Source organism: Achromobacter sp. D7-1 (assembly GCF_059760445.1).
Genome location: NZ_JCBAMT010000088.1, coordinates 1 through 13,048 on the forward strand (window position 1 = coordinate 1; position 13,048 = coordinate 13,048).

Sequence of the window (13,048 nt, forward strand, 5' to 3'; positions counted from 1 at the left end):
CAAAGAAGAAGGGGGCATGCGAGGTGGTTGCCTCTGTCTCGGGGGCTGGGAGATGTGTATAGGAGACGGTGCCTGGCGGGGGGCCCCGGCTGGCGCAAAGGCGGCGCTGAATCCCTCCCCCGCAGGATTGCCCTGGTCGCGCAACGCCGCCACCCCCCCCTGAGCCGTGGCTCCCGCCACATCGCGCAAAGGCAGGAAGCGCAATGAATCCGTGCGCATCCGGGACAATGATTGGGGTACCAGCGCCGGCCCGATGCCGGCTTCCACCAGCGTCAACAGCGTGGGAATGACGCTTTCCTGCGCGATTTCCGGCTTGAGTTGGGCACGCGCGAACAGCGCCTGGATCATGCTGCGGAAGTACGGTGAGATGTCCTGGCGGTAGCCCACCAGGGGAAATTCCAGCAGTTCTTCCAGCGCAACATCGCGCTGATGCGCCAGCGCATGGTCGTGGCGCAGCGCCACGCGCAGGGGCTCTTCGTAGATGACGCGGGTCGCGATATCCGCGTCCAGCGGATGCGGACGCATCAGCGCCACGTCGACGGCGCGCGACCGCAGCGCGGGCTCCATGTCCACGGAATTCATCTCGCGCAGGTCGATGCGGACTTCCGGGTGCGCATCGCGGTAGTGGCTGAGCGCCGACACCAGCGGCGAACTCGCGGCGCTGGGCGTGATGCCGATCACCAGTGAGCCGGTCTCGCCGCGCGCCGTCCGCCGCGCCTGGCGCAGCATGAGCTGGGTATCCGCGGCGATCTTGCGCGCCCGTTCGTACATGATTTCGCCAGCAGGCGTCAGTTTCACCGAGCGCGTGGTGCGCACGAACAGGGGTACGCCGACGATCGCTTCCAGCCGCTTGATCTGCTGCGTCAGGGGCGGCTGCGTTATGAACAGGCGCGCCGCAGCGCGGGCGAAATGCAGTTCTTCCGCCAGCGTGCAGAACAGGACCAGCAGACGGCCGTCCAGGAAGATTAATTCTGATTTCGACATAATCAAGGAGAAATTACCAATTGGACATAGATTAGTCCAGTTCCTAAGATGCCGCATCGCTACATTCAACCGGCCTGCCGGATTCGCACATGTCCCTTGCTTCCACTTCTGCTTCAGTCACTGCCATCGCTCAAGGGGTGAGGGACGGCGAGGCGGCGGTGTTCGCGGCGGCGCGCCAGAGCCTGGCGGCCATCGCCCGGCAAGAGCCGGCGATCCGCGCCTGGAGCCATGTGCTGCCCGTCGCGGCGCTGGAACAGATGGAACCGGCGCGGCATGTCGCCGGCGCGCTGGCCGGCGTGCCCATCGGCATCAAGGACGTGATCGACGTGGCCGATATGCCCACCAGTTTCGGGGCGCCTGCCTTGATGGCCGGCAAGGCCACGTTCGACGCCTGCTGCGTGGGCATGTTGCGCGCGGCCGGCGCGATCCCCGTGGGCAAGACGGTGACCGCCGAATTCGCCTTCAGGACGCCCGGTCCCACCCGCAATCCCCATGCGCCGGCGCATACGCCTGGCGGCTCTTCAAGCGGCTCCGCAGCCGCCGTGGCGGCCGGCATGGTGCCTGCCGCCCTGGGCACGCAGACCGGAGGCTCGATGATCCGCCCGGCCGCGTATTGCGGAGTGGTGGGATTCAAGCCTAGCGTCGGCCGCGTGTTCCGTGACGGCATGAAGCTCACTTGCGAATCGCTGGACACCATAGGCTGGTACGCGAACAGCGTGGCGGATGTCCAGGCCATTGCGGATGTGCTCATCGGCGGCGCGGACGCGGACGCCGCGGAGCAGCGGCAACTGACCATTGCGGTGCAGCTGAACAATCCGAAGGCCGGTCTGTGCGCCGAAAGCCGGGCCGAGATCGAGCGCGCCCGTGCAGTCCTGGCCGCGCACGGGCTGCGCTGCGTGACCGTGGAAGCCGAGCAGGAGACGACGCTGCTGCTGCAGGCGCACGACGTGATCATGCACTACGAATTTGCGCGCAGCCTGGCGCCGGTATTGGAGCGCCAGGGGCACGCCTTGAGCGGCGCCCTGCGCCAGGCGGTGGCGCATGGCCTGGCCATCGGCGCCGGGCAGTACCAGGAGATGCGCGCGGTCCAGGCCAAGCTGCGTCACGGCTGGAATGCGCTCTATGGCGGCGCCGACCTGGTGCTTACGCCCAGCACGCCGGGGCCCGCGCCGCATGGGCTCGAACACACCGGCGACGCCTCATACAACAAGATCTGGTCGGTGCTGGGGTGGCCATGCCTGCACCTGCCGACCGGGTTCAGCCGCGCGGGACTGCCTTTGGGCCTGCAATTGGTCGGCGATCTGGGCGAGGACCAAGCCTTGCTCGCGGCCGGCCGGAAGTTACATCATCTGCTGAAACAGCAAGGGGAATGAAATGGGATTCAAGACACTGAGGCAGGGCATGTTGGCCCTGTGCACCGTCGTGGCCGTGGCGGGATTGGGGCAGGCCCACGCGGCCTTTCCTGACCGTCCTATCAACGTCGTCGTGCCCACGGCGGCCGGCGGCACGGTGGACATCGTCGCGCGCATCATGGCGGAAAAGCTCGGCGCCGAACTCGGCCAGCCCGTGGTCGTCATCAACAAGCCTGGCGCCGGCGGCGTGGTGGGCACGCAAGCCTTCCTGCGCGAGCCGCAGGACGGCTACACCGTGCTGTTCACGGCGAACAGCAACCAGTTGATCGTGCCCTGGGTCTACAAGGACGCGAAATTCGATCCAATCAAGGACTTCACGCCGATCGCCGCAGTGGGTGAAGTGCCCAACGTGCTGTGCGTGAATCCCGCTTTCCCCGCCAAGGACATGAAGGAATTCATGGCCCTGATCAAGGCCAATCCGGAAAAGTACCAGTACGCCTCGGCCGGCGCGGGGACCCTGAACCATCTGCTGGGCGTGATGCTGGACCAGATGGGCGGCCTGCGCATGCAGCACATTCCCTATCGCGGCGTATCGCCGGCCATGGCGGACGTGATGGGCAACCAGGTGCCCATGCTGTTCGCCAGCCTGCCTTCGGCGGTCGAAGGCATCAAGGCCGGCAAGCTGCGCGCGCTGGGCGTCAGCAGCGAAAAGCGCAACGCCTTGCTGCCTGACGTGCCTGCCATCAACGAAGCCATACCGGGTTTCCGCGGCGACCTGTGGGTCGCGTTCTATGGCGCCAAGGAAGCACCCCGCGCGTCCATCGACACCTTGCATCAGGCGATCCGGAAAGTCCTGGCGGACCAGGCGCTGCAACAGAAGTTCGACCAGCTGGGGGTGACGATGATGCATGACGGCCCGACCGAGCTGGCGGCGCGGCAGCAGGCCGAGTTCATGCAGTGGAAGCAGGTGGTGCAGGCCTCGGGTGCGAGCCCGGACTAAGGTCTTTACCGGCTGCCGTCGATATACGGCCGGGCCTGCAGGATCAGGATGTTCTCACCCTGCACGGCCCATTCGATATCCTGGTCCACGCCGCCCAGGCGCTGCTTGACCTGGCTGGCTACAGAAGCCAGGCGCGCCACCAGGGCATCGTTGAGTACCTGGCGCGTGCCTTCGATCGGCACTTCGCGCACGCCGCCCGCCGCGTCCGCCACCAACTGGGTGTCCTCGGCGGAACGGCTCAGCACCTGCACCGCCTTGGACCAGCTGGAGTACATCAGCTGTTCGGCCTGGCGCTTGCCTTCCACCACCTTGATGCCCAGGCCGCGCTTGGCCGAGATGTAGGTGACGTAGCGGCGCGAGGCGTCGAAAGGATCGCGCGTGATCATGACGCCCGAGCTTTCCGACGCCGCGGCCTGTTGCACCAGCACCGCCATCACCACGCCGTCCTGACCGATGCCGGCCGCGCGCCGGGCTTCGTACGCTTCATAGTTGTAGACCGAGGCCCACACGGTTTGCACTGCCTGCGCCAGCGCGTCGGCCTGCGTGACGTTGGGCACGGTGGTGTAGAGCCCCGCGCCGCTAAAGCCCGGCAGGTCTTCGGAATTGGACGAGCTGCGCACGAACACGCCGCGCCCTTGCAACTGCTTCTGCCAGCGTTCAAGCCAGGCGGCGGCCAGCGTGGGATCGGGCTGGGCCTTGATGATGTCCCGGCGCAGCGCGGCCAGTTCGGCGCGGCGCACGTTGGCGTCGCTGGCGAAGTCCGGCCGCTGCTCCAGCGCGGCGATGCGTTGCGGCACGCCCAATTGCGCCATGAAGGCCGCGTACTGCGCAAAGGGGATGCAAAAGCCGTCCGGTACGATGGCCGCGGGCGGCAGCGCGGACTTCAGCGCGCCCAGGTTGGCCGCCTTGACGCCGCAATGACGGCTGTCGCGCGTGGTCATGCCGGCGAGCGGCTTGATCGCCTTGACCGTCAGGTCGGGCTTGGGCAGCGGCAGGGCGGCCTTGGGCGGCGGCGCGACTTCGGGCTTGGCGATGCGCTGCACCTGATAGCCATTGCTGGTGACGGTCAGCTCGACCCACTGGCCGTCATGCTCGCGCAGCGCCGCCACGGCGTCGCGCACGTAGGCGTTGGGAATGCGCCAGCCCTTGGCCAGCAGATTGACGTGGGACAGCAGGGTGGAGGGCCGCTGCGTCACCAGGCCGGCCACCGGCGGCAGCGCTACCGGCACTTCGTCCAGCACCAGGATATCGGTCGGCGACAGGTCCGGCGTGTCGTCCACCGAAGCGACGATGCGCAGCCGGCCCTGGGCGACGCCGGTGTTCAGCGGCAGGAAGGTCTGTTCGCGCAGCAGGGATTCCTGCGTCACGGCGTTCAGGCCGGCGTTTTGCGCGACTTGTTCGTGCAGCGTGGAATTGGCCTTGAAGCGCACCGGTTCGTAGAAGCTGGCTTGCAGTTTCTCTTCGGTCAGTTGCAACAATTCCGGGTTGATCCGGTCGCCTTCCCAGAATTCATAGGTGTAGCCGGGCAGGCCGCGTTGCCAACTGAGGGTGCCGAACAGCAGACGCCGCTGCGGGTCCTTGTACTGCGCGATCAGCGTGGCCTTGTCGTCGGCGGGCAGCAGGCGCCGTTCGCGCGCGAAGTTCTCGTGCAGCGTGTAGCGCGGCGTGTTGACGTAGTAGATCTTGCCGCCCTGTTTCCGGTCGATCACGAACAGCACGTGCGGGATCTCCAGCGGCGTGCCGGGGTTGTAGACCCGGGCAAGCTGCTGGAATTCGGCTTGGGTCCGGATCTGGCCCAGGAAGGCCGGGCCGCCTTTCTTGGCGTCCTCCGTCTGCTGCGCCGCGCGCTCGTCGGGGTTCAACGGGCGGACGTTCTCATAGGGCGAGGGCTTGCGGGCGGTCTGCGCCTGGACGGACGGGCCGAAGCTGGCGGCCAGCGCGGTCAGCGCAGCCAGGGCGATCAGGCGGGTCGGGCGGCGGCAGGCAAGGCGGTGGGGGATGGGCAATGGACGCATGAACGGGCGGGCAGGGCGCAGGGAGTGGCGATGATATCGGAGCCGTGCCGGCGTTTGTTTCCGGATGTGATCAACCATGCGTTGAAGTTGCTGCGGGGGCGAAAAATACCCAATTTCAGTGATGTGCTTAAGGCAGCGGATGTCGTTTAATACGGCCCAGGCTTAATCGCGCCCGCCGGCGCCGCGGGAAACCGGCCATCTCTGCACGCGGTGATGGAGAGGGTTTCTTCGTAGGGCCTTTTGAAGGAGCAGCTATCGCTGCTCCTTTTTTTCGGCATGCCATGCGCCGCGCGCCATCAGGCCGTGTCGGCGCCCAGCCCTAATTCCGCCAGGATGGCGGCGGTGTGCTGCCCCAAGGCGGGCACGGCGCCCATGGCCGCGCTTGCGTCAGACAAGGTCGCGGGCGGCAGCAACGCCTGGATGGGACCGCCTGGCGTCGCCACGTCGCGCCAGCGGCCGCGCGCGGCAAACTGCGGGTGCTCCCAGACCTCGTGCATGTTGTTCAAGGCGGAGTTGGCGATGCCGCCCCGGTCCAGCCTGGCCAGCACCTGTTCGCGCGACAGCGAGGCAAAGCACTGCGCGATGCGCCCGTCCAGCGCCTCGCGGTGCCGCACGCGCTGGACGTTGGTGGCATAGCGCTCGTCGTCGGCCAGCGCCGGATCCTCCAGCACGTGGGTGCAGAAGCTGCGCCATTCGCGGTCGTTCTGCAGGCCGAATATCACCGGCTTGCCGTCTCCCGCGAGGTATTGTCCATAGGGCGCGATCGCGGGATGCGCCACGCCGTTGCGCGCGGGCGGGGAGCCGCCATAGTGCGCGAAATTCAAGGCATAGGAAGTCCATTCCGTCAGCGCCTCCAGCATGGTCACCTCGACGCGCAATCCCGCGCCGGTGCGTCCGCGCTGTATGAGCGCCGACAGGATGCCGGAATAGGCATACATGCCGGCCGCGATGTCGGCGATGGAGATGCCCGTGCGGGCAGGGGAGTCGGGCGTGCCGGTAAGGGAGATCAGTCCCGAAGCCGCCTGTATCAGCAGGTCATAGGCCTTTTTGTCCCGGTAGGGACCGTCATCTCCGTAGCCGGAAATGTCACACACGATCAGCCTGGGGAAGTCCGCGCGCAGCGTTTCGTAGTCCAGGCCCATGCGGCGCGCGGCGCCGGGGGCGAGATTCTGGATGAAGACATCAGCCTGGCCCAGCAGGCGGCGCAGCACTTGCGCGGCCCCCGGCGCCTTGGTGTCCAGGGCCAGGCTCTCCTTGCCGCGGTTGGCCCACACGAAGAACGACGACTGGCCGCGCACGGTGTCGTCGTAGCCCCGCGCAAAGTCCCCGGCGTCCGGCCGTTCGATCTTGATGACGCGCGCGCCCAGATCCGCCAACTGGCGGCTGGCGAACGGGGCGGCGACGGCGTGTTCGAGCGCGATGACGGTGATGCCGTCTAGGGGGCGGGTAGCTGCGGTCATATCGTCCTGGAAGCGGGATGTGGGCCGGGGCGCGTGCCGGACCCGGCGACGGCGATGCATTATGGAATGCGGGGTCCGCGCGCGGCCAGTCGATATTCTTTAAGCGGGATTCGAGGTTTTCTAATCGTCGCCCAGGGCCGGCCGCGGCTCGGTGACAAAGCTGACGAAGGCGCGCGCATACCCGGGCAGGGCGTCCTGCTTGCGCATCACCGCGCGCTGCTCGCGCATGGCCCAGGACTCCTCGATCTGCACGCATTCGACCTTGCCCTGCGCCAGCGCGGGGGCCGCCACCGAACGCGGCACCAGCGAAATGCCGGCGCCTTCCTGGACGCAGCGCAGCACGGCGTCGAAGTTGGGCGCGTGCACGCGTACCCGGGGCTTGAGCCCCATCTGCTCGGCCATTTGTTGCAGGTAAAGGAAGTTGCTGCTCTTGCGGCCGATGGCGACCAGATCGTGCGACAGCGCGGTTTCGAGTGAAACGCGCGGGTGCAGGCTGAGCGGGTGGCGCGGGGGGATGATGAAGATCAGTTCGTCCTGGCCGTAGCTGATGAATTCCAGTCCGCGCATTTCAATGGCGCCGGCGACCAGCCCGATGTCGGCGCGGCCGTCCAGCACCGCTTTGACGGTTTCCTCGCTGAGATGCTCCTCAAGATCCACGTTGACGTTCGGAAAGGCGGCCAGGTAGCGGCTCAACGCGCTGGGCAGGCTGCTCAGCGTGCTGCTGTTGGCATAGACGCGGATATGGCCCTCGACGCCATCGGTATGACGGCGCATTTCCGCCTGCAGGCGCTCGACGTTGCCCAGTATGGTCTGCGCATAGCGCAGCACGGTCATGCCGGCGGCGGTGAGCGACATCCCTTTTTGCGTGCGTACGAACAGCGGCACGCCCATGGCCTGCTCCAGATTCTTCAGGCGGTAGCTGGCAGACGGCGCGGTCAGGTGCAGGTCGGAAGCCCCACCCGTGAGGCTCTTGGCTTCGGCAATGGCGACAAAGACGCGCAGGTCGGTCAGTTCGTAGCGCAAGGAGGACACCTGGAGTGGGGGCGGCGTGGCGGGCCGCTGTTAGAAAGGCTCTAAGCCGGATAAGAAACTTTCGACTATTCCTGGCGCCGGCCTCGTCTCTATATTGTGCCGCACACAAAAGACCAACGGAGACAAGCATGAGACATGGATTTCCCTGGCGCGCCTTGGCAGGCGCCGCCGTGATCGCAGCGGGCGCGCTGGCGGGGGGCGCAGTAGCGGCGCAGGACTATCCGGCCAAGCCGGTACGCCTGGTGGTGCCGTATGCGGCTGGCGGACCCACCGATACGTTCGCCCGCGCCCTGGCGGAGACCTGGAGCCGCAAGCTGGGCGCGGCGCTGGTGGTCGAGAACCGGACCGGCGCCGGCACCCTGGTCGGCACGGAAACCGTGGCTCGAGCCACGGCCGACGGCTATACCTTGCTGCTGACCACGGTGGCGCACGCGGTCAATCCCAGCATCCATTCCAACCTGCCGTACCGCACGGTGGAGGACTTTGCGCCGGTCGGCCTGGCGGCCAAGGCGCCGCTGGTGCTGGTCGTCAACAAGAACGTGCCGGCCACCACCTTGCCGGAGTTCATGGCCTATCTGAAGGCCAGGCCAGGCAAGGTCAACTACGGCTCGGCCGGCATCGGCAGCGCGCCGCACCTGGCCGGCGAGCTGCTGAACCATCTGGCCGGCGTGCGCGCCATGCACGTGCCGTACCGCGGCAGCGCGCCGGCGATGGCAGACGTCATCGGCGGACACCTGGACTTCATGATCGATAGCGCGCCCACGGGCTTGGCGCAGGTCCAGGCCGGCACGGTCAGGCTGCTGGCGACGTCGATGGCGCAGCCCCTGCCGCAGACGCCCGGCACCCCGCCCATCGCGCAAGCGGTGCCGGGCTACGAGGCCTATACCTGGAACGCCGTCTTGGCCCCGGCGGGCACCCCGGCGCCGGTCGTCGACAAGCTCAATGCCACGCTGCGCGCCGCGCTTGCCGATCCCGAACTGCGGCGCCGCGCCTACGACATGGGCTTGGTGCTGCAGCCGGACACGACGCCCGCCGCGCTGAGCGCTTTCCTTCAGGGCGAACTGAAGAAGTGGGGCGAGGTCGCCCGCGCCGCGCACATGACCGCGAACTGAATCCCGTCAAGACAAAAGGAACCCTGCATGATCAAGCACCAACTCTGCGTTCAGCGCTACTTCGAGGACTTCGAAGTGGGCGAGGTCTTCCTGCTGCCGTCGCGCACCATGACCGATGCCCTGTTCGCCGCGTTCCAGCTCGCCAGCGGCGACAATCATCCCGTGCATTACGACGTCGAATACTGCCGCGCCCACGGCATGCCCCACATGCTGGCGCACGGCTTCCAGGTCGCCATCCAGACCGCAGCGGGCGCGGGACTGTTTCCCCACATGGTGGAGGATTCCCTCAAGGGCTTTCTGGAACAGAGCAGCCGATTCCTGAACCCCGTGTTCGTGGGTGACACGCTTTATTCGTCGCTGACGGTGGCGGAACTGCTGCCCGGACGCACGACCGGGGTGCTGGTCATGCACAGCCTGGTGCGCAACCAGCGCGACGAGGTGGTGATGGACGGCGTGCAGAAGTACTTGTTGCGTAAGGGCCAGGCGCAATAGCCGGCAACTCCCGGGAGGGCGGATCGGAACGCCTGCTCGGGAAACTCCCTATCTTCCAAAGGCGTGCCGCCCGTTGACAGCGGACTGCGGCGAATCGATACTTGAATCCAGTACGTATACGTACAAAATGGCGCGCCCAAGCAGCATCGGTCGAACCCGGTTCCTACTGCTCTCGCAAAGGAGTAAGCAATGAAGGACGGCGAAATTCTTTCCGGATTCCTGGCTCCCCATCCGCCGCACCTGGTGTACGGCGAGAACCCGCCGCAGAACGAGCCGCGCTCGCGCGGCGGCTGGGAAAGTCTGCGCTGGGCCTACGACCACGTGCGCGAGAGCATCGAACGCCTGCAGCCCGACGTGCTGCTGGTGCATTCGCCGCACTGGATCACCCAGGTAGGCCATCATTTCCTGGGCGTGCCGCGCCTGGAGGGCCGTTCGGTGGACCCGATCTTTCCCGACCTGTTCCGCTACGACTTCGGCATGGACGTCGATGTGGCGTTGGCCGAAGCCTGTTGCGAGGAAGGCCGCAAGCTGGGCCTGGTCACCAAGATGATGCGCAACCCCAAGTTCCGCGTGGACTACGGCACCATCACCACCCTGCACATGGTGCGGCCGCAATGGGACATTCCGGTGGTGGGGCTGTCGGCGAACAACACGCCGTACTACCTCAACACCCAGGAAGGGCAGAAGGAAATGGACCTGCTGGGCCGCGCCACGCGCGAAGCCATACGCAAGAGCGGGCGGCGCGCGGTACTGCTGGCCAGCAACACGTTGTCGCACTGGCATTTCCATGAACAGCCCGAGGTGCCCGAGGACATGTCCAAGGAACATCCGGCGCGCTACGACGGCTATCTGTGGGACATCCGCATGATCGACCTGATGCGCAAGGGCAGGATGGACGAGGTATTCGAACTGTTGCCCCAGTTCATCGACGAAGCCTTCGCCGAAGTGAAATCCGGCGCCTTCACCTGGATGCACGCCGCCATGGGCTATCCGCAACTGGCCGGCAAGTTTCACGGCTACGGCACCGTGATCGGCACCGGCAACGCGGTGATGGAATGGAATCTGCAGGAGGCCGGGCTTTCCCGCCTCGAACAACCCGCCGGCGCGGCGGCCTAGCCATCCAGGGAGACAGGCCATGACCATTGTTTCCGCATTTCTCGTACCCGGCAGCCCGTTGCCGCAGCTGCGCAGCGACGTGGCGCCTTGGGGACGGTTGAATCAGGCGCTGCGCGCGGCCGGCAAGACGCTGGCGGCTTCCCGGCCCGATGTGGTGCTGGTGTATTCGACGCAGTGGATGGCGGTGCTGGACCAGCTGTGGATCACGCGCGCGCGCAGCACCGGCGTGCACGTGGACGAGAACTGGCACGAGTACGGCGAGCTGCCCTTCGACATCGCCAGCGACGCGGGCCTGGCCGACGCCTGCGTACAAGGCTGCCGCGACGCCGGCATCCATGCGCGCGGCGTGGACTATGACCAATTTCCCATCGACACGGGCACCATTACGGTCAGCACGCTGATGGGCTTTGGCTCCGACCAGCTGCCCGTGACGCTGGCGGCCAACAACCTGTACCACGACAACGCGCAGACCGAGCAGCTCAGCCGCATCGCCGTGCAGGCGGCCGCGGCGCAAGGCAAGCGGGCGGCAGTCATCGGCATAGGCGGGCTGTCCAACACCATGTTCCGCGAGCCGGTGGCGCCGGAATCCGACCGCCTGATCTCCCAGGCCGACGATGACTGGAACCGCCGCATGTTGGCGTTGCTGGAAAGCGGCGATGCCCCGCAACTGCGCGAGGCGATGCCCGAGTATGCGGGGCAGGCCAAGGCCGAGATGGGCTTCAAGCACATGTCCTGGCTGCTGGGCGCGCTGGGTGACCAGTTCCGCGGCGGCAAGGTGCTGGAGTATGCGCCGCTGTACGGCAGCGGCGGGGCGGTGGTGGAATTCAAGCTGGGTTGACGGCGAGCCTGGCCCTGGAGGCGGCGCGTGTCGGGCCGCCTGCCAGAGCGGCCCGCATCCGCAGCGCTTGTCAGAGCGCCCCGGCAATCGCCACTGGTATCTCCCTGGCGCCCGCCGCGCGGCGCCACTGCGCCGGCCCCGACACATGCAGGTTCCCGCCCGCCGCGTCCACCGCCACGGTCACGGGCATGTCCGTGACCTCGAACTCGTGGATCGCCTCCATGCCCAGGTCCTCGAAGGCGATGACGCGAGCGCTGCGGATGGCGCGGGACACCAGATAGGCCGCGCCGCCCACGGCGATCAGGTAAGCCGCTCGGTGGCGCCGGATCGCCTCGACCGCCTGCGGGCCGCGTTCGGCCTTGCCCACCATCGCCAGCAGGCCGGTGCGCGCCAGCATCATGTCGGTGTAGCCGTCCATGCGGGTCGAGGTGGTGGGGCCGGCGGGGCCGACGGCCTCGTCGCGCACGGCGTCCACCGGGCCCACGTAATAGATGGCGCGGCCGCGGAAGTCGGCGGGCAGGGGCTCGCCCCGCGCCAGCATTTCACGGATGCGCTGGTGCGCGGCATCGCGTCCGGTCAGCATGCGGCCATTGAGCAGCAGCGTTTCACCGGCACGCCAGGACGCGACCTCCTCGCGAGTGAGGGTGTCCAGGTTCACGCGCCGGCCCGCGCCGGATGCGCGCTCCGGTCCCAGGTCGGGCCAGAGGTCCAGCGAGGGCGGATCCAGCTGCGCCGGGCCGGAGCCGTCCAGCACGAAGCGCGCATGGCGCGTGGCCGCGCAATTGGGGATCAGTGCGATGGGCTTGGCGGCCGCGTGCGTGGGGTAGGTCTTGATCTTCACGTCCAGCACGGTGGTGAGGCCGCCCAGGCCTTGCGCGCCCACGCCCAGCGCGTTGACGCGGTCGTACAGTTCGAGCCGCAGCGCGTCCTCGGGCGCCAGTGTCTCGCCGCGCTGCGCGCGGGCCTGCAGTTCGTGCATGTCCAGCGGCTGCAACAGGCTTTCCTTGGCCAGCAGCATTGCTTTCTCGGCGGTGCCGCCCACGCCTATGCCCAACATGCCGGGCGGGCACCAGCCGGCGCCCATGGCCGGAATCTGCGCCAGCACCCAGTCGACGATGCTGTCGGCCGGGTTCAGCATGGCGAGACGCGCCTTGTTTTCCGAGCCGCCGCCCTTGGCCGCCACCGTGACCGCCAGGCTTGCGCCCGGCACGATCCGCATGCTGATGACGGCGGGCGTGTTGTCGCGGGTGTTGCCGCGGCCGAACAGCGGGTCCGCCACCACCGAGGCCCGTAGCGGATTGTCCGGGTCCAGGTAGGCGCGCCGCACGCCGGCGTTGACGGCGTCCTCCAGGCTGCCGGTGAAGCCTGCCCAGCGCACGTCCATGCCGACTTCCAGGAAGACGTTGACGATGCCGGTGTCCTGGCAGATCGGCCGCCGGCCGATGGCGGCCATGCGCGAACTGGCCAGGATCTGCGCCATGGCGTCGCGCGCCGGCGCGCTGGCCTCGCGTTGGTAGGCACGGGCCAGATGCGCGATGTAGTCGGCCGGGTGGTAATGGCTGATGTACTGGAGCGCGCTGGCGATGGATTCGATCAGGTCGTCCTGGCGGATGCTTGTGCTCATGGCGTGCGTGGGTGGGTGGCTTG

Annotated in this window: 11 protein-coding genes; 6 read left to right on the forward strand and 5 right to left on the reverse strand. The window is 67.4% G+C overall.

Annotation, left to right across the window (positions count from 1 at the left end; translation table 11 throughout):
• Positions 1–984, reverse strand: a 984-nt coding sequence (locus AC6LKD_RS27235) for a LysR substrate-binding domain-containing protein (protein WP_498117985.1), incomplete at its 3' end; no start/stop codon positions are given.
• Between the two features lie 89 nt (positions 985–1,073).
• On the opposite strand from AC6LKD_RS27235, the gene AC6LKD_RS27240 reads away from it, so the two are divergent.
• The gene (locus AC6LKD_RS27240) at positions 1,074–2,357 is read left to right on the forward strand and encodes an amidase (RefSeq protein ID WP_498117987.1); all 1,284 of its coding nucleotides are present in this window, start codon (positions 1,074–1,076) and stop codon (positions 2,355–2,357) included.
• A 1-nt stretch (position 2,358) separates the two neighbouring features.
• Positions 2,359–3,336, forward strand: coding sequence for a Bug family tripartite tricarboxylate transporter substrate binding protein (locus AC6LKD_RS27245; protein ID WP_498117989.1), 978 nt, complete (start codon positions 2,359–2,361; stop codon positions 3,334–3,336).
• 5 nt (positions 3,337–3,341) lie between these two features.
• On the opposite strand, the gene AC6LKD_RS27250 is transcribed toward AC6LKD_RS27245, so the two are convergent.
• From AC6LKD_RS27250 to AC6LKD_RS27260, 3 genes are all read right to left on the reverse strand, one after another.
• Positions 3,342–5,351 (reverse strand): PEP/pyruvate-binding domain-containing protein, encoded by a 2,010-nt coding sequence (locus AC6LKD_RS27250; RefSeq protein ID WP_498117991.1) that lies wholly within the window; start codon positions 5,349–5,351, stop codon positions 3,342–3,344.
• Between the two features lie 296 nt (positions 5,352–5,647).
• Complete coding sequence (locus AC6LKD_RS27255; protein ID WP_498117992.1) at positions 5,648–6,811, reverse strand: CaiB/BaiF CoA transferase family protein; 1,164 nt, start codon at positions 6,809–6,811, stop codon at positions 5,648–5,650.
• Positions 6,812–6,931: 120 nt separating this feature from the next.
• Complete coding sequence (locus tag AC6LKD_RS27260; RefSeq protein ID WP_498117994.1) at positions 6,932–7,834, reverse strand: LysR family transcriptional regulator; 903 nt, start codon at positions 7,832–7,834, stop codon at positions 6,932–6,934.
• Between the two features lie 137 nt (positions 7,835–7,971).
• Here AC6LKD_RS27260 and AC6LKD_RS27265 point away from each other — a divergent pair, with 137 nt between their 5' ends.
• From AC6LKD_RS27265 to AC6LKD_RS27280, 4 genes are all read left to right on the forward strand, one after another.
• On the forward strand, positions 7,972–8,955 hold the full coding sequence (locus AC6LKD_RS27265) for a tripartite tricarboxylate transporter substrate binding protein (RefSeq protein ID WP_207466625.1): 984 nt from the start codon (positions 7,972–7,974) through the stop codon (positions 8,953–8,955).
• A 27-nt stretch (positions 8,956–8,982) separates the two neighbouring features.
• Positions 8,983–9,447 (forward strand): MaoC family dehydratase, encoded by a 465-nt coding sequence (locus AC6LKD_RS27270; RefSeq protein ID WP_013393278.1) that lies wholly within the window; start codon positions 8,983–8,985, stop codon positions 9,445–9,447.
• Between the two features lie 189 nt (positions 9,448–9,636).
• Positions 9,637–10,563, forward strand: coding sequence for a DODA-type extradiol aromatic ring-opening family dioxygenase (locus AC6LKD_RS27275; protein WP_498117996.1), 927 nt, complete (start codon positions 9,637–9,639; stop codon positions 10,561–10,563).
• Between the two features lie 19 nt (positions 10,564–10,582).
• On the forward strand, positions 10,583–11,401 hold the full coding sequence (locus tag AC6LKD_RS27280; RefSeq protein ID WP_498117998.1) for a DODA-type extradiol aromatic ring-opening family dioxygenase: 819 nt from the start codon (positions 10,583–10,585) through the stop codon (positions 11,399–11,401).
• A 70-nt stretch (positions 11,402–11,471) separates the two neighbouring features.
• Here AC6LKD_RS27280 and AC6LKD_RS27285 read toward each other — a convergent pair whose 3' ends face one another.
• Positions 11,472–13,025, reverse strand: coding sequence for a fumarate hydratase (locus AC6LKD_RS27285; protein WP_498118000.1), 1,554 nt, complete (start codon positions 13,023–13,025; stop codon positions 11,472–11,474).
• Between the last annotated feature and the right edge of the window lie 23 nt (positions 13,026–13,048).

Bases quoted from the DNA above. Each gene is read 5' to 3' on its own strand.
- AC6LKD_RS27255 (WP_498117992.1), bottom strand. From the start codon at position 6,811: ATGACCGCAGCTACCCGCCCCCTAGACGGCATCACCGTCATCGCGCTC.
- AC6LKD_RS27280 (WP_498117998.1), top strand. From the start codon at position 10,583: ATGACCATTGTTTCCGCATTTCTCGTACCCGGCAGCCCGTTGCCGCAG.
- AC6LKD_RS27240 (WP_498117987.1), top strand. From the start codon at position 1,074: ATGTCCCTTGCTTCCACTTCTGCTTCAGTCACTGCCATCGCTCAAGGG.
- AC6LKD_RS27250 (WP_498117991.1), bottom strand. From the start codon at position 5,351: ATGCGTCCATTGCCCATCCCCCACCGCCTTGCCTGCCGCCGCCCGACC.
- AC6LKD_RS27245 (WP_498117989.1), top strand. From the start codon at position 2,359: ATGGGATTCAAGACACTGAGGCAGGGCATGTTGGCCCTGTGCACCGTC.
- AC6LKD_RS27275 (WP_498117996.1), top strand. From the start codon at position 9,637: ATGAAGGACGGCGAAATTCTTTCCGGATTCCTGGCTCCCCATCCGCCG.
- AC6LKD_RS27285 (WP_498118000.1), bottom strand. From the start codon at position 13,025: ATGAGCACAAGCATCCGCCAGGACGACCTGATCGAATCCATCGCCAGC.
- AC6LKD_RS27270 (WP_013393278.1), top strand. From the start codon at position 8,983: ATGATCAAGCACCAACTCTGCGTTCAGCGCTACTTCGAGGACTTCGAA.
- AC6LKD_RS27265 (WP_207466625.1), top strand. From the start codon at position 7,972: ATGAGACATGGATTTCCCTGGCGCGCCTTGGCAGGCGCCGCCGTGATC.